Source organism: Promicromonospora sp. NPDC059942 (assembly GCF_042731755.1).
GTDB lineage: Bacteria > Actinomycetota > Actinomycetes > Actinomycetales > Cellulomonadaceae > Promicromonospora.
The window spans coordinates 1-15705 of the sequence record NZ_JBHWLR010000021.1; the positions used below are offsets into that span (position 1 = coordinate 1).

The window sequence follows — 15705 nt, forward strand, 5'->3', positions numbered from 1 at the left end:
GGGAGGGGGGCGGCGAGCAGGGGGAAAGCGGAGCAGGGTGCCGGCCTCCCGGGGGGTCCTCCCCCCCCGGCCTGCGTGCTGTCGGCGCCGGTCAGACCACCGTGTAGTCGACCTCGATCGAGAAGATCTCCCGGTCCCCGGAGCGGATGGTCCCGGTGAAGGCCTGGTCGTGGACGGCGGGCTCGGCCGGGGCCGAGGGCTCGACGTCCACCGTGCAGAGCTCGCCGGCCGCCGCCAGGTTGTCCGCCCGCAGCCGGAAGAGCCCCGGCAGCCAGCGGGAGTCGGGGCCGGCGGCCGCCTCCAGCACGTGGTCGAAGAGCGCGAACGCGGCGTAGCCGGCCACCGACACGGGCAGCGCCGGATAGCTGTCGAAGTGTCCCCGGCACATCGACGCCTCGACCGCCAGCTTGGCCGCCGCGTTCCGGGCGTCGGTGGCGACGTCGACGAGCGGGGCGGGCAGGGCGTAGGGGTTGGCCGGCTCCGCCGCGTCAGGGGCCCTGGCCGGCCCCATCATGCGGCGGAAGACCGGTACGGACATGACGAGGTACTCGACGTCCATCTGCGCCACGAGGTTGCCGTGGGAGTCGCGCAGCTCGGTCCGGGCCTCGGCACGGTGCCGGCCCGTCATCTGCGCGCTCGCGGTCCCGGTGAGCGCGGTCAGGGCGCCGTCGGTGGCCGGAAACATCCGGCCGATGCCGCGGTGCGCGAGGTAGTAGTGCCGCCTGGTGCTCGGGTTGGTCGTGGCCGCCGCGCACAGGCCGAGGATGGCGAGGTGCCGGCCGGCCTCCGCGATGTTGACCGGCGTGGCCTGCCGTCCCGTCGGCGACTGGACCGGGACCCGTGCGCTGGTGAGCCCGGGCTCCGGGCTCGTCAGCTCGCTGAGTGCGTAGTAGGGCGGCGTCACGCAGATGCGCGGGCCGATCTGGCCGTATCCCACCGTTGTACCGTCGACAGAGGTCATGCAGTGCCTCCCCGAACCTAGTCAGCAGTGTTCGAACAGGCATCATGTGCACCACGAAGCGCGCCACGCCATGCTCGAAACGTGACTATTAAGTAAAAACCTCTGTATGGATGGGTATAGGGTGAATTTGCCGGGGGCTAACCGGCCAGTCCGCCGATCACCACGTCCCACTGCCGCACGCCGCGCTCGGCGACCAGCCCGCGCAGCGCGAACGGGTCCTCGTCCAGGATCGCCAGCGCCGCGTCGGCCGACTCCGCCTCGAGGATCAGCAGGGCGCCGACCCCGCCGTCGACCGGGCCCGAGGCGCGCACGACGCCGTCCGCGTTGAGGGCGCGCAGGAAGGCGCGGTGGTCGGGGCGGACCTCGTCGCGGGTCGCGACGTCGTCGGTGTAGGTGTAGCTCACGGCGTAGGTGCTCATGGGGGCAGCCTGCCATCCGCCCGGGTCGGCCGGTTAATTCTTGATGAAGACGCTCGCCCTGCACCCGCGCGCGCCCCACACTCTGAGCATGGACGCACGTGAGAACCACTTCGACCTCGTCGTGATCGGCTCCGGACCCGGCGGTCAGAAGGCCGCGATCGGTGCGGCCAAGCTCGGCAGACGCGTGGCGGTGGTGGAACGGCGCGACCAGGTCGGCGGCGTGAGCCTGCACACCGGCACGATCCCGTCCAAGACCCTGCGCGAGGCGGTGCTGTACCTGACGGGCCTGCAGATGCGCGACGTCTACGGCTCCAGCTACCGGGTCAAGGAGCACATCACCGTCCCGGACCTGCTGGCCCGGCTGCAGCACGTCATCGGGCGGGAGATCGAGGTGGTGCGCAACCAGCTCGCCCGCAACGACGTCGAGACCGTCGTCGGCAGCGCCCGGTTCACCGGCCCGCACGACCTCGAGGTGGCCGACGCCGAGGGCGACGTCGTGCGCCGGCTGACCGCCGACAAGGTGGTCGTCGCGGTCGGCACCGCGCCCGCCCGGCCCGCCAACATCGCGTTCGACGGCGTCCGCGTGGTCGACTCCGACGGCATCCTCGACGTCAGCCAGGTGCCCCGCACCATGGTCGTGGTCGGCGCCGGCGTGATCGGCATCGAGTACGCCTCCCTCTTCGCCGCGCTCGGCACGCGGGTCACCGTCGTCGAGGCGCGCGACAAGATCCTCGACTTCTGCGACTCCGAGGTGGTCGAGGCCCTCAAGTTCCAGCTCCGCGACCTGTCGGTGACGTTCCGGCTGGGGGAGAAGGTCGAGTCCGTCACCGCGGGGGAGACCGGCACCATCACCACGCTCGCCTCCGGCAAGCGGATCCCCGCCGACTGCGTCCTGTACTCCGCCGGCCGGCAGGGGTCCACCGACGGGCTCGACCTCGCGGCCGCCGGCCTGGAGGCGGACAGGCGCGGCCGCCTCCAGGTCGACAAGCAGTTCCGCACCGACGTCGAGCACATCTACGCCGTCGGCGACGTCATCGGCTTCCCGGCGCTCGCGGCGACCTCGCAGGAGCAGGGGCGGCTGGCGGCGTACCACGCGTTCGGCGAGCCGGTCTCGTCCGTGCTGGAGCTGCAGCCCATCGGGATCTACACGATCCCGGAGATCTCCTACTGCGGGGACACCGAGGACCAGCTCACCACCGCGGGCGTGCCGTACGAGGTGGGGGTCGCGCGGTACCGCGAGCTCGCGCGCGGGCAGATCGTGGGCGACTCCTACGGGATGCTCAAGCTGCTCGTCTCCACCGAGGACCGCAAGGTGCTGGGCGTGCACGTGTTCGGGACGGGCGCCACGGAGATCATCCACATCGGCCAGGCGATCATGACCACGGGCGGCACGGTGGACCACCTGGTCGACACGGTCTTCAACTACCCGACGCTCGCCGAGGCCTACAAGGTCGCGGCGCTGGACGTCACCAACAAGATGCGGGACGTGGAGCGGTTCGGGCTCTGAGGCCTGACGCGCGAGGGCGCCCGCCCACCGGGTGGTGGACGGGCGCCCTCGTGCGTGACCGGTGCGGCGGTGCTACTTGTCGCCGGCGATCGCGGGCACCTCGGCGTCCGCGAGGGTCACGAGCGCCTGGGCGTGCACGGCGTGCTGCCAGTTGCCCAGGTCCGCGACCGTCTTGATCTTGAGCTCGGCGAGCATCTCGTCGTGCTTGGGCGTGAGGCCCAGCAGCGCCGACGGCGGCGCCGCGAGGATCGCGGCGATGCTCTGGTCCTTGTAGGCCTTGTCGACGAGCTTGTTCAGGTTCAGGCTCACGTGCCTGCCTTTCGTCCGTGCGGTCGTGGATCGGCCGGATTCTCACCCGGCCGAGGGAAGGATGTCGCGATCGAAGGCGGTATGCAACTTTTGCCCGCATTGTCGGAGTAGCGCTGATCTGTCGGAACCCGCTTTGTTACCGGGGTGAATGAGTCGTCAGCTACCTCTTGAGTGTTGGACGTTCGTCCGGTTGACTTGGGCCTCGTGGTGGTCCCGGACGTCTCGACCAGGCTGGCTGCCGCGGTCCGGACCGCCCGTACGGCGGTGGGCCGCGGCCCGCTCCCGGCTGCGGCCGAGTACGTCCCGCACGACGACGCCCGGTGGCCGGCCGTGCTGCTCGACCCGGCCCGCGCCGTCGTCCCGTTCCTGGGCCGCGAGCGGGAGCTCGGCGAGCTCCGTTCCTGGGCCGAGGCGGACGTGCCGGTCAGCCTGCGCCTCGTCGTCGCCCCCGCCGGTTTCGGCAAGACCCGGCTCGCGGGCGAGCTCGGCGACCGGCTGGGCGGGTCCGGCTGGACCGTCGTCCGGGTGCCGCGCGGCAAGGAGGCCGCCACGGTCCGCGCCCGTCCCGCGGGCGACGTGCTGTTCGTCGTCGACGACGCGGCGGCACGGCGCGGCCTCGGCGCGATGCTCGACGCCCTGGCCCGCCCCGCCCGCGGCCGCACCCGGGTGCTCATGCTCGCCCGCGTCGCGGGGGAGTGGCTGCGCCGGCTGCGCTGGGGCTCGACCCTGTGGACGCAGCTCGGACCGGGCGACGCCACGCAGACGGCCCTGGACGTCTCGCTCGCCCCCGACCTGACGGACGTCATGGTGCTGGAGGCCGCGGTCGCCGCGTACGCCGCGCACCTCGGCGTGGCGGCCCCCGCGCTCGGCGACCTGTCCGCGGACGAGCCGGACCACGGCACCCGCGTGGTCGACCTGCACGCGGCCGCGGCGCTCGCCGCCCTGACCGTGGCCGGCGTGCCGGTCCCGGCCCACGAGCCGAACCCGTTGCGGGGCCTCCTGGACGTGGCCGCCGTCTCGTGGGCGGCGTCGGCGCAGGAGGCCGGGCTGGAGCTGAGCCTCGACGAGGTCCAGGACGTCGTCGCGGCGGCCTGCCTGCTCGGGGCCGACGACACCGCGGCCGCGCGCGACGTGCTGCGCCGCGTGGTGCCGGGCGTGCCGGCGCGCGCGGGCGCGCGCTGGCTGCTCGGGCTGCCGACCGCCACCGCGGAGCTCGGACCGAGCGCCGCCGGGCCCGACCGCCTCGGCGACCTGCTGGTCACCGACCGGCTCGGCCGGTCGGTCTCCCTGGTCGGGTCGTGCACGTGGGGGCTGTCCCGCAAGGCCGCGCTACGGGTGGTGCGGGTCGCCCGGCGGCTGGAGGTCGAGCTGTCCGAGGCGCCGGAGGCGACCGCGCTGGCGGGCGAGCTCCTGCGCCGGGCCGCCGACTCCTACGGCGACGACCCGCGCGCGCTGCGGACCGCGTTCCTGCTCAAGCAGCGGTCCGTCGTCGACGCCTCGCCCGACGACGTGTACCGGGGCGAACGGGCCGTCGCGGTCGCGAAGGACGCCGTGGGCCGCGTGGAGGCGCTGGTCGACCTCGGGACCGCGCTGCGGGACGTGGCGCGGCTGACGGAGGCGCTGGAGGTGCTGGGCTCGGCGGTCGAGGCCTGGCGCAAGATCGCCGCCGGCGACCCGGACCGGTACCGCACCGCGCTGGTCTCGGCGATCAACGCCCTGGGCAGCGCGCGCTGGCGGTCCGGGCTCAGCCGGGAGTCGCTGGCCGCCCACCAGGAGGCGGTCGAGCTGTGCCGGGCGGCTCCCGAGCGCGACCGGGCCTGGTGCGAGGCCGAGCTGGCCCGCGTCCTGATCAGCCTGGGCGTGGTGCTCAACGACGCCGGCGCGCCCCGGGCGGAGGACGAGGCCTTCGCCGAGCTGCTCCCGATCCTGCGGACCCTGGTGGAGCGCGACCCGCGGCAGTGGTCCGTGTTCCTGACCACGGCGCTGTCCAACCGCTCGGTGGTGCTCACCGAGAGCCGCCCGCAGGAGGCCCTGCCGTTCGCGCGGGAGGCGGTGGCGCTGAGCCGGGAGATGGTCCGGCAGGCCCCGAAGCGGCACCGCAACGAGCTCGGGTTCGCGCTGACGAACCTGGCCAACACCTACGCCGCGCTGGGCCGGGACCGCGAGGCGGTCGAGCCGCTCGACGAGGCCGTCGCCGTGCGGCGCGAGCTGGTCCGTGAGAACGCGGCGGCGCACACCTGGACGCTCGCCTACAGCCTCGCGTCGCTCGGGGCGGTGCGCTCCCGGCTCGGGGACCTCGAGGAGGCGATCTCGCTGGAGCGGGAGGCGGTGCTGCTGCGCCGCCGGCTCGCCCGGGAGCACCCGGCGCGGTACCGGCGGATGCTCGCGGCGTCCCTGTCCAACCTCGCGGTCACGCACTCCCGGGCCGGCGAGCCGGAGGAGGCCCTGCCGCTGGAGCGGGAGGCGGTCGCGATCCGGCGGGCCCTGGCCAAGGACGGCCAGCCCGGCGAGGACCACCTGGCGCACTCGCTCTCCAACCTGGGCGTGCTCTACGCCGAGCTCGGCCGCCCGGCCGACGCCGTGACGCCCACCCAGGAGGCGGTGGGGCTGCTGCGGCAGCTCGCCGAGGAGGACGCCGGCCGGTTCGAGCCGCCCCTGGCCGACGCCCTGCTCAACCTCGGCGCGGCGCTCCTCGACGCGGGCCGCCCCGAGGAAGGCGTGGAGCCGACGACGGAGGCCGTGCGCCTGCGCCGGGAGCTCGCCGGGCGCAGCCCCGAGGTGCACCTGCCGGGCCTGGCGGCCGCGCTGAGCAACCTCGTCGCGGTGCACGTCGACCTCGGGAGGTCCGACACGGCGGCCGAGTACGCGCAGGAGGTCGTGAACGTCCGCCGCCGGCTCGTCGACGGCTCCTACGCCCACGAGCAGGACCTCCTGCGGGCGCTGGACCTGCAGGCTCGCGTGCGCCGGTCCGGCGCCGTCGACGGGCGCGCGATCCGCTGAACCGTGCGGGTGTGACGAGTCTCCCAGCCCGATTCGTAGAACACCCGTGCGAATGTCAGTGGTCCGCCCTAGGATGCCTCTGTGAGCAATCGTCTCGTCGTCTCCGGTGCCCGTGAGCACAACCTCAAGAACGTCGATCTGGACCTCCCCAGGGACCGGCTCATCGTCTTCACGGGGCTCTCCGGCTCGGGCAAGTCGTCGCTCGCGTTCGACACGATCTTCGCCGAGGGTCAGCGCCGGTACGTCGAGTCCCTGTCCGCCTACGCGCGGCAGTTCCTGGGCCAGATGGACAAGCCCGACGTCGACTTCATCGAGGGTCTGTCGCCCGCGGTGTCGATCGACCAGAAGTCCACCAACCGCAACCCGCGGTCCACCGTCGGCACCATCACCGAGGTGTACGACTACCTGCGCCTGCTCTACGCGCGTGCGGGCACGCAGTTCTGCCCGGTGTGCGGTGAGAAGGTGCAGTCGCAGACGCCGCAGCAGATCGTGGACCAGATCCTGGAGCTGCCGGAGAACACCCGGTACCAGGTGCTGGCGCCCGTCGTGCGCGGCCGCAAGGGCGAGTACGCGGACCTGTTCAAGGAGCTGCAGGCCAAGGGCTTCTCCCGCGCCCGGGTCGACGGCGAGGTGGTCCAGCTGACCGACCCGCCCACGCTCGAGAAGAAGCTGAAGCACGACATCGAGGTGGTCGTGGACCGGCTCGTGGCGCGCGACGGCGTGCAGCGCCGGCTCACCGACTCGGTGGAGACCGCGCTCGCCCTGGCGAACGGCCTCGTGATGATCGAGCTGGTCGATGCCGACATCGACGACATCACGCGGACGCGCAAGTTCTCCGAGAAGCGGGCCTGCCCCAACGAGCACCCCCTCGCGCTCGACGAGATCGAGCCGCGGACCTTCTCGTTCAACGCGCCCTACGGCGCGTGCCCCGAGTGCACCGGCATCGGCTTCCGCCTGGAGGTCGACCCGGACCTCATCGTGCCGGACGACGAGCAGACCCTGCGCGGCGGCGCCGTCGCCCCGTGGGCGCAGACGTCGTCGGAGTACTTCGAGCGGGTGCTCTCCGCGCTGGCCGAGGAGATGAAGTTCTCCATGGACGTGCCGTGGCGCGCCCTGCCGGCCCGGGCGCGGGAGGCGATCCTGCACGGTCGCGACCACAAGGTGCACGTCAAGTACAAGAACCGGTGGGGCCGCGAGCGGCAGTACTCGACCGGCTTCGAGGGTGCGGTGACCTTCCTGGAGCGGCGCCACCGCGAGACCGACTCGGACTGGTCGAAGGAGAAGTACGAGGCCTACATGCGTGAGGTCCCGTGCCCGACCTGCGGCGGCGCCCGGCTCAAGCCCGAGGTGCTCGCGGTCAAGGTGGACGGCCTGTCCATCGCCGACGTCTGCCGCCTGCCCGTCGGGGAGGCCGCCGAGTTCCTCAAGGGCATCGAGCTCGGCGTCCGCGAGGCGCAGATCGCGACGGAGGTCCTCAAGGAGATCCACGCCCGCCTGGGCTTCCTGCTCGACGTCGGGCTGCACTACCTGACGCTGGAGCGGCCCGCGGGCACGCTGTCGGGCGGCGAGGCGCAGCGCATCCGGCTCGCGACCCAGATCGGCTCCGGCCTGGTCGGCGTGCTGTACGTGCTGGACGAGCCGTCGATCGGCCTGCACCAGCGGGACAACCGCCGGCTCATCGACACGCTCACCCGGCTGCGGGACCTGGGCAACACGCTGATCGTCGTCGAGCACGACGAGGACACGATCCGCGCGGCCGACTGGATCGTCGACATCGGCCCGGGCGCTGGCGAGCACGGCGGCGTCGTCATCCACTCGGGCGACTACGCCGGGCTGCTGGAGCAGCAGGACTCGCTCACGGGCGCGTACCTCGCCGGGCGGCGGTCGATCCCGCTCCCGGCGCAGCGCCGGCCCGTCGACGCCGACCGGCAGGTCACGGTGGTGGGCGCGCACGAGAACAACCTGCGCGACGTCGACGTGTCCTTCCCGCTCGGGGTGCTGACCGTGGTGTCGGGTGTCTCGGGGTCGGGCAAGTCGACGCTCGTGAACTCGATCCTCTACACGGTCATGGCCAACCAGCTCAACGGCGCCCGCCGGGTGGCCGGCCGGCACAGGCGCGTGACGGGCCTGGACCAGCTCGACAAGGTGGTCCACGTGGACCAGGGGCCGATCGGCCGCACGCCGCGGTCCAACCCCGCCACCTACACGGGCGTGTGGGACCGGATCCGCAAGATCTTCGCGGAGACCGAGGAGGCCAAGGTCCGCGGTTACGGGCCGGGCCGCTTCTCGTTCAACGTCAAGGGTGGGCGCTGCGAGGCGTGCGCGGGCGACGGCACCATCAAGATCGAGATGAACTTCCTGCCGGACGTCTACGTGCCGTGCGAGGTCTGCCACGGCGCCCGGTACAACCGCGAGACCCTCGAGGTGCACTTCAAGGGCAAGACGGTCGCCGACGTGCTCGACATGCCGATCGAGGAGGCCGCGGAGTTCTTCAAGGCGTTCCCGGCGATCTCGCGGCACCTGTCCACGCTGGTCGACGTCGGCCTCGGGTACGTGCGGCTCGGGCAGCCCGCCCCCACGCTGTCGGGCGGCGAGGCGCAGCGCGTCAAGCTGGCGGCGGAGCTGCAGAAGCGCTCGTCGGGCCGCTCGGCCTACGTGCTGGACGAGCCGACCACGGGCCTGCACTTCGAGGACGTGCGCCGGCTGCTCGGCGTGCTGCAGTCGCTGGCGGACAAGGGCAACACGGTCATCGTGATCGAGCACAACCTGGACGTCATCAAGAGCGCCGACTGGGTCATCGACATGGGTCCGGAGGGCGGCAGCGGCGGCGGCATGGTCGTGGCGCAGGGCACGCCAGAGGTCGTGGCCGAGGTCCCGGAGAGCCACACCGGGACGTACCTCGCCGAGATCCTCGACGGCCACGCGCCCGTGGACGCCGCGGCGACCAACGGGGCGCCCAAGCCCGCCAAGGCCAAGGCGACGGGCGCCAAGGCGAACGGGACCGCGGCCAGCCGGTCCCGGCGCAAGGCCGCCGTCGCGGGCTGACGCGGCCGGGGCCGGCCCCGCACCGGAGGGCCGGACCGAACCCCTGCGCGGGGTCCGGCCCGGCCCTCCGGCGTGCTGCGGAGGTGCGTGTCGCGCGCCTGCCGGGGAGCGTTGCCCGGGGCATGCGTCCTGGCGTCGCCGGGCGGCAGTGCTCTACAGTGATCTCGACGAGGAGGTTGCCTGATATGTCGGAGATGTACGGTGCGGACATCAGCGCGCTCCGGACCCTCGGAAACACGATGGTCCAGCAGAGCGACGTGCTCGAGACCGCTGTCGGCCAGATCACGCAGGCGGTCTCCGAGACGGCGTGGTCCGGTCCCGACCACGAGGGCTTCCTCGAGGAGTGGCACGTGACGCACTCCGGGGCCCTGCGCGCGGTCGCGCTGGGCCTCGCGGAGGTGGGCCGCCGCGTCATCGCGAACGCGGACGCCCAGGAGCGGACGAGCGAGACGTACGACGGCGCCGTCGGCGGCGTCACCGGCCCGGGTCCCGGCCGCGGCCCGGAGGGAACGGACCAGAGCTCGTCCGGCGGCCAGGGCGACAAGGACAAGGCGGCGGGCGACCTCGGCAAGCTGGAGGACGCCGGCAACGTGCCGCTCGACGACAAGGCGATCGACGCGAGCCAGATCGAGCAGGGCAGCCTCGCGGACTGCTGGTTCCTCGCCTCGGCGGGCGCCATCGCCGAGCGGGACCCGGAGTGGATCCGCGAGCACATCAAGCGCAACGACGACGGCACCTACACGGTGACGTTCTACGAGGACGGCGAGCCGGTGCAGGTCACCGTGGACTCGCAGGTGTACGAGAACGCGGCCGGCGACCCGAGCGGCGACCCGTCGTGGATCTCCATCTACGAGAAGGCCGCCGTCCAGCACCTGGGCGGCCAGTACGACGACATCGAGTACGACAGCGCGTCCAAGGCCCTGGAGATGATGACGGGCAAGGACACGTCCAGCGAGTCGCTCGATCCCGTCCTGCCGTGGGACGACCCGCCCAGCCTGGAGTCGATCCGCGACCGGCTGGGCAACGGCGAGCCCGTCGTGGCCGCCAGCCCGGACGGCGGTGGCTGGTTCGGCGACCCGCCGCCGGACAAGGAGGTCGTCAACAACCACGTGTACGTGGTGGACGGCGTCTCGGCGGACGGCAAGACGATCACGCTGGTCAACCCGTGGGGCCCGAACGGCGGTACGGGCTCGGACGGGAACACCAAGCCGGGGACCATCACCATGTCGGCGGACGAGTTCTATGACAACTTCGACTCCGTGACCTACGGCGGGTCGATGAAGTGACCGCCGTCGAACGAGGGAGAGGGGCTGCCGTGGCCGACGACACGGGAACGGGCCCGGGCGCGGGTCCCGTGGTCCGGGTGAGGCAGAGCGCGCAGGCGCGGTTCGGCGCCACGCGCGTGGGTGTCATGGTCGCCGGGCCGCGCGACGGCGTGCCGACGGCGCGCCTCCTGGTGCGTTCCGACGACGGGCGGCGGGCCACGGTGGACGCCGTGGTCGGCGACCGCGTGGACCTGTTCGGCGAGGGCGCGCTGGAGCTCGTCGGGGTCGAGGGCGGGCGCACGCCGAAGGAGCAGAGCGCGGTCACGGTGCGCCAGGTCCCGGCGGCCTGACCGGCCCGCATGGCTTGACAGGCCCGCGCGCCCGGCCCGAGCAGCCGCCTGCGAGGCGTGGCCCTCGTCACCCCGCCCCGCTAGGGTGAGCAGCATGAGCGGAGCCACGCATGACTACGCCGTGACGGTGCGGTGGACGGGCGCGGGGGACACGGGTACGTCGTCGTACACCGCGTACTCGCGCGACCACGAGATCGACCTGGCCCACAAGCCGCCCCTGCTGGGCTCGGCGGACCCGGCGTTCCGGGGCGACCCGGGCCGGTACAACCCCGAGGAGCTGTTCGTCGTCAGCCTGAGCCAGTGCCACATGCTGTGGTTCCTGCACCTGGCGGCGGAGTCGGGCCTGGTCGTGCGCGAGTACTCGGACGCGGCGACGGGCACCATGCGCGTCGAGTCGCGGGGCGAGGGTGCCTTCACGGACGTGACGCTGCACCCGCGGGTGGTGGCGGACGCGGGCGAGCTCGCCACGGACGAGCACGTGGCCGCGCTGCACCACAAGGCGCACGCGATGTGCTTCATCTCGCGCTCGGTCAACTTCCCGGTGCACGTCGCGCCGGTGCCGCTAGCCGTCCCGGCCTGACCCCGGCGGCGCAGGCCGCGCCATCCGCGGTGCCGGCCCGCGTCGTCGTCCCGCGTTGTCAGTGGCAGCGCATAGGTTGGTGCCATGGCGGATCCAGCAACCTATCGACCCAAGGCGGGAGAGATCCCGACGTCGCCCGGTGTCTACCGGTTCCGCGACGAGCACGGCCGGGTCATCTACGTGGGCAAGGCGAAGAACCTGCGCCAGCGCCTGGCGAACTACTTCCAGGACGTGGCGCACCTGCACGAGCGCACGCAGCGGATGGTGACCACCGCGGCGTCGGTCGAGTGGACGGTGGTGGGCACCGAGGTCGAGGCGCTCGCCCTGGAGTTCACCTGGATCCAGCAGTACGACCCGCGGTTCAACGTGAAGTACCGCGACGACAAGTCGTACCCGTACCTCGCGGTGACCCTCGGCGAGGAGGTGCCGCGCGCGCAGGTCATGCGCGGGGCCAAGCGCAAGGGCACCCGGTACTTCGGGCCGTACGGGCACGCCTGGGCCATCCGGGAGACCCTCGACCTGCTGCTGCGGGTGTTCCCGATCCGCACCTGCTCCGCGGGCGTCTACAAGCGGGCGGGCCAGTCGGGCCGCCCCTGCCTGCTCGGGTACATCGACAAGTGCTCGGCGCCGTGCGTGGGCCGCATCAGCGTGGACGACCACCGCGCGCTGGTCCTGGACTTCTGCGACTTCATGGCGGGCGACACCGCCAAGTTCGAGCGCCGGCTGACCAAGCGCATGCAGGAGGCCGCCGCCGAGATGGAGTACGAGCAGGCCGCCCGTCTGCGCGACGACATCGAGGCGCTGCGCCGCGCCACCGAGAAGAACGCGGTGGTGCTGGGCGACGCCACGGACGCCGACGTGTTCGCGCTGGTGGGCGACGAGCTGGAGGCCGCCGTCCAGGTCTTCCACGTCCGGGGCGGCCGCATCCGCGGCCAGCGCGGCTGGGTGGTCGAGAAGGTCGAGGACATCAGCGACGGCGAGCTCGTGGAGCACCTGCTGCAGCAGGTGTACGGGTCCGACCAGGACCTGAGCGGCCCCGAGGCCCGCGACGCCGTGCCCCGCGAGGTGCTCGTCCCGGTGCTGCCGCCCGACCTGGACCAGGTGGGCGCCTGGCTCACCGGCCTGCGCGGCTCGCGCGTGGACGTGCGGGTGCCGCAGCGCGGCGACAAGAAGGAGCTCGCGGAGACCGTCCGCAAGAACGCCGAGCACGCGCTGGTGCTGCACCGCACCCGCCGCGCGGGCGACCTCACGACCCGCAGCCAGGCGCTGCGCGAGATCCAGGAGGCGCTCGACCTGGAGTCGGCGCCCCTGCGCATCGAGTGCTACGACATCTCGCACACCCAGGGCACCTACCAGTCCGCGTCCATGGTGGTCTTCGAGGACGGGCTGCCCCGCAAGAGCGAGTACCGCTCGTTCAGCATCCGCGGGTCGGACGGCGACGGCGCCCGCGACGACACGCAGGCCATGCACGAGGTCATCACGCGCCGGTTCAAGCGTTACCTCAACGACCGGCTCAAGGCCAACGACGTCGAGATCTCCGCGGGGGAGGACCGCGACGCCGACGACCCGGCCGGCGCCCTGCCCGGGGCGCTGCCCGGCGGCGAGGTCGCCGCGGACGCCCCGGAGGAGAAGGCCCGGTTCGCCTACCCGCCGAGCCTCGTGGTGGTCGACGGCGGGCCGCCGCAGGTCGCCGCCGCCAAGAAGGCGCTGGAGGAGCTCGGCATCACCGACGTCGCGCTGTGCGGCCTGGCCAAGCGGCTGGAGGAGGTGTGGCTGCCCGGCGAGGAGTACCCGGTCATCCTGCAGCGCTCCAGCGAGGGCCTGTACCTGCTGCAGCGCGTCCGCGACGAGGCGCACCGGTTCGCGATCACGCAGCACCGCCGCCGGCGCAGCAAGGGCATGACGGCCTCCGTGCTCGACGACGTCCCGGGGCTCGGGCCGGCCCGCAAGAAGGTGCTGCTCACCCACTTCGGGTCGGTCAAGCGGCTCAGGGCGGCGAGCGTCGAGGAGATCGCCAGCGTGCGGGGCATGGGGACCACGACGGCCGCGGCCGTCGTTGCCGCCCTGAAGGCCTGACGCTGGCATGCTTGGTGCCATGAGCAACACCGAGCCGTCCCCCACCACGGCCCCCGAGGGAATCGCCGCGGTCGAGGCCGCCACGCACACCCCCGAGCGCAGCGACCCGCAGGTCCTGGTGATCACCGGGATGTCCGGCGCCGGCCGCTCCCGGGCCGCCGCCGTGCTGGAGGACCTCGACTGGTACGTGGTCGACAACCTGCCGCCCATGATGCTGGTGCCCCTGGTCGACCTCATGGCCAAGGGGTCCAGCATCGAGCGCGTCGCCGTCGTCGTGGACGTGCGCGGCCGCCAGTTCTTCTCGGAGCTGGACAAGGTGCTCGTGCACATGACGGAGGCCAAGGTCGCCTACCGCATCCTGTTCCTGGACGCGAGCGACGAGGTGCTGGTGCGCCGCTTCGAGCAGGTGCGCCGCCCGCACCCGCTGCAGGGCGACGGCCGGATCCTGGACGGCATCGCCGAGGAGCGCTCCGTCGTCGCGACGCTGGCCGAGCGCGCCGACCTGCGGATCGACACCTCCGACCTGTCCGTGCACGACCTCGCCCGGGAGATCCGCGCCTGGCTCGCGCACGACGCGACCGAGCAGCTGCGCATCAACGTGATCTCCTTCGGGTTCAAGTACGGCATCCCCCTGGACGCGGACCACGTGGTGGACGTACGGTTCCTGGCCAACCCGTACTGGATCACCGAGCTGCGGCACCTGACGGGGCGTGACCAGCCGGTACGCGACTACGTGCTCGCCCGCCCGGGCGCCGTCGAGTTCGCGGACCGCTACGTCGACGCTCTGGCACCGGTGCTCGCCGGCTACCTCAACGAGGAGAAGCGTTACGTGACCATCGCCGTGGGATGCACGGGCGGAAAGCACCGGTCCGTCGCCATGTCCGACGCCATCGCGGAGCGCCTGCGCGCCCGCGGGCAGCTCGTCTCCGTCTCGGCGCGTGATCTGGGCCGCGAATGATCCCGCACGCGCCGGGGGTGCCCGACGTCCCCGCCCCGGAGTGGAGCAAGAACCCGTCGGTCGTCGCCCTCGGCGGCGGCCACGGTCTGTCCGCCAGCCTGTCCGCGCTGCGGCTCATGTCGGACCGCCTCACCGCCGTCGTGACGGTGGCCGACGACGGCGGCTCGTCCGGCCGGCTGCGCGACGAGCTCGACGTGCTGCCTCCCGGTGACCTGCGGATGGCGCTCGCGGCCCTGTGCGACGACTCCGAGTGGGGCCGCACGTGGAGCGCGATGCTGCAGCACCGGTTCTCGTCGTCGGGCGAGCTGGACAACCACGCCATGGGCAACCTGCTCATCGTGGCGCTGTGGGAGCTGCTCGGCGACCCGGTCGAGGGGCTGGACTGGGTGGGCCGCCTGCTCGGCGCCCGCGGGCGGGTGCTGCCGATGGCGTCGGTGCCGCTCGTGGTCGAGGCCGACGTGCGGCACACCGCGGCGCCCGGCGAGCCGGAGGCACCCCTGGAGACCGTGATCGGGCAGAGCAAGGTCGCCGTGACCGAGGGCCGGATCGAGCAGCTCCGGCTGCTGCCCGCGGACCCGCCGGCGTCCCCGGAGGCCGTCCAGGCAGTGCTCGACGCCGACTGGGTGGTGCTCGGCCCCGGGTCCTGGTACTCGTCCGTGCTGGTCCACCTGCTGGTGCCCGCCCTCGCGGACGCCCTGCACGTCACCAAGGCGCGCCGGTGCGTCACGCTCAACCTGTCCGCGGAGAACGGCGAGACGGCGGGCCTGACCGCCGTCGACCACCTGGAGGCCCTGCACAAGCACGCGCCCGGCCTGCGGATCGACGCCGTGCTGGCCGACCCGTCCGCCGTTGAGGACGTCGCGGCCCTGGAGGCCGCGGCCGCGTCGATGGGCGCGCGCGTGATCATGCGGCAGGTGCGCCGCGGCGACGACACCGCCCGGCACGACGGCCTGCGCCTGGCGGCCGCGTACCGGGACGTGTTCGAGGGCGTCTACGGCGACGTCTGACCGGGCCTGACCAGCCCCGGCGCGCGATCGCCCGCACGACGACGTGCGGGGCGCACGCCCGCCGTCCGCGATGCGAGACCCTTCGTGGACACCGTTGACATGCCCTGCGGACGGCCGTAACTTCCCGCATACCGAATTCCGATCAATCCGATAGGGAATTCGAATCGGAGGGAGACCGGCATGGCACGAGCGATGAACGGCACGGTGCAGATCGCGCACGCCCGCTCC

At 72.9% G+C, this 15705-nt stretch carries 12 protein-coding genes; 9 read left to right on the forward strand and 3 right to left on the reverse strand.

Annotated features, from left to right (window positions below; all coding sequences use genetic code 11):
- Positions 1 to 91: 91 nt before the first annotated feature.
- Both ACFV9Q_RS24765 and ACFV9Q_RS24770 read right to left on the reverse strand, forming a co-directional pair.
- Positions 92 to 961 (reverse strand): hypothetical protein, encoded by an 870-nt coding sequence (locus tag ACFV9Q_RS24765; RefSeq protein ID WP_377236618.1) that lies wholly within the window; start codon positions 959 to 961, stop codon positions 92 to 94.
- A gap of 137 nt (positions 962 to 1098) precedes the next feature.
- Positions 1099 to 1380, reverse strand: a complete 282-nt coding sequence (locus ACFV9Q_RS24770) for a YciI family protein (RefSeq protein WP_377228526.1) — start codon at positions 1378 to 1380, stop codon at positions 1099 to 1101.
- A gap of 88 nt (positions 1381 to 1468) precedes the next feature.
- On the opposite strand from ACFV9Q_RS24770, the gene sthA reads away from it, so the two are divergent.
- On the forward strand, positions 1469 to 2887 hold the full coding sequence (gene sthA / locus ACFV9Q_RS24775; protein ID WP_377236619.1) for a Si-specific NAD(P)(+) transhydrogenase: 1419 nt from the start codon (positions 1469 to 1471) through the stop codon (positions 2885 to 2887).
- 72 nt (positions 2888 to 2959) lie between these two features.
- On the opposite strand, the gene ACFV9Q_RS24780 is transcribed toward sthA, so the two are convergent.
- On the reverse strand, positions 2960 to 3196 hold the full coding sequence (locus tag ACFV9Q_RS24780; protein WP_020014780.1) for a hypothetical protein: 237 nt from the start codon (positions 3194 to 3196) through the stop codon (positions 2960 to 2962).
- Positions 3197 to 3400: 204 nt separating this feature from the next.
- Between ACFV9Q_RS24780 and ACFV9Q_RS24785 the strand changes: the two genes are divergently transcribed.
- The 8 genes from ACFV9Q_RS24785 to yvcK all read left to right on the forward strand — a co-directional run bounded on the left by ACFV9Q_RS24785 (position 3401) and on the right by yvcK (position 15477).
- Positions 3401 to 6196: a tetratricopeptide repeat protein gene (locus ACFV9Q_RS24785; protein ID WP_377236620.1), complete on the forward strand. Its 2796-nt coding sequence runs from the start codon at positions 3401 to 3403 to the stop codon at positions 6194 to 6196.
- An 81-nt stretch (positions 6197 to 6277) separates the two neighbouring features.
- Positions 6278 to 9241 (forward strand): excinuclease ABC subunit UvrA, encoded by a 2964-nt coding sequence (gene uvrA / locus ACFV9Q_RS24790; protein ID WP_377236621.1) that lies wholly within the window; start codon positions 6278 to 6280, stop codon positions 9239 to 9241.
- A 185-nt stretch (positions 9242 to 9426) separates the two neighbouring features.
- Positions 9427 to 10527, forward strand: coding sequence for a C2 family cysteine protease (locus tag ACFV9Q_RS24795; RefSeq protein ID WP_377236622.1), 1101 nt, complete (start codon positions 9427 to 9429; stop codon positions 10525 to 10527).
- 29 nt (positions 10528 to 10556) lie between these two features.
- Positions 10557 to 10856: a hypothetical protein gene (locus ACFV9Q_RS24800; RefSeq protein WP_377236623.1), complete on the forward strand. Its 300-nt coding sequence runs from the start codon at positions 10557 to 10559 to the stop codon at positions 10854 to 10856.
- A gap of 94 nt (positions 10857 to 10950) precedes the next feature.
- Positions 10951 to 11436, forward strand: coding sequence for an OsmC family protein (locus ACFV9Q_RS24805; protein WP_377236624.1), 486 nt, complete (start codon positions 10951 to 10953; stop codon positions 11434 to 11436).
- An 84-nt stretch (positions 11437 to 11520) separates the two neighbouring features.
- Positions 11521 to 13512 carry an excinuclease ABC subunit UvrC gene (gene uvrC / locus ACFV9Q_RS24810; RefSeq protein WP_377236625.1) on the forward strand — a complete coding sequence of 664 codons (1992 nt, stop codon included), beginning with the start codon at positions 11521 to 11523 and terminating at the stop codon, positions 13510 to 13512.
- A 19-nt stretch (positions 13513 to 13531) separates the two neighbouring features.
- Positions 13532 to 14470, forward strand: a complete 939-nt coding sequence (rapZ, locus tag ACFV9Q_RS24815) for an RNase adapter RapZ (protein ID WP_377228518.1) — start codon at positions 13532 to 13534, stop codon at positions 14468 to 14470.
- Positions 14467 to 15477 carry a uridine diphosphate-N-acetylglucosamine-binding protein YvcK gene (yvcK, locus tag ACFV9Q_RS24820; RefSeq protein ID WP_377228517.1) on the forward strand — a complete coding sequence of 337 codons (1011 nt, stop codon included), beginning with the start codon at positions 14467 to 14469 and terminating at the stop codon, positions 15475 to 15477. Before rapZ ends, yvcK begins: the two co-directional genes overlap by 4 nt.
- Positions 15478 to 15705 lie beyond the last annotated feature (228 nt).

Excerpts from the sequence above, each read along its gene's own strand:
- ACFV9Q_RS24765 (WP_377236618.1), bottom strand. The coding sequence starts at position 961 with ATGACCTCTGTCGACGGTACAACGGTGGGATACGGCCAGATCGGCCCG.
- ACFV9Q_RS24770 (WP_377228526.1), bottom strand. The coding sequence starts at position 1,380 with ATGAGCACCTACGCCGTGAGCTACACCTACACCGACGACGTCGCGACC.
- sthA (WP_377236619.1), top strand. The coding sequence starts at position 1,469 with ATGGACGCACGTGAGAACCACTTCGACCTCGTCGTGATCGGCTCCGGA.
- ACFV9Q_RS24795 (WP_377236622.1), top strand. The coding sequence starts at position 9,427 with ATGTCGGAGATGTACGGTGCGGACATCAGCGCGCTCCGGACCCTCGGA.
- ACFV9Q_RS24805 (WP_377236624.1), top strand. The coding sequence starts at position 10,951 with ATGAGCGGAGCCACGCATGACTACGCCGTGACGGTGCGGTGGACGGGC.
- uvrC (WP_377236625.1), top strand. The coding sequence starts at position 11,521 with ATGGCGGATCCAGCAACCTATCGACCCAAGGCGGGAGAGATCCCGACG.
- rapZ (WP_377228518.1), top strand. The coding sequence starts at position 13,532 with ATGAGCAACACCGAGCCGTCCCCCACCACGGCCCCCGAGGGAATCGCC.
- yvcK (WP_377228517.1), top strand. The coding sequence starts at position 14,467 with ATGATCCCGCACGCGCCGGGGGTGCCCGACGTCCCCGCCCCGGAGTGG.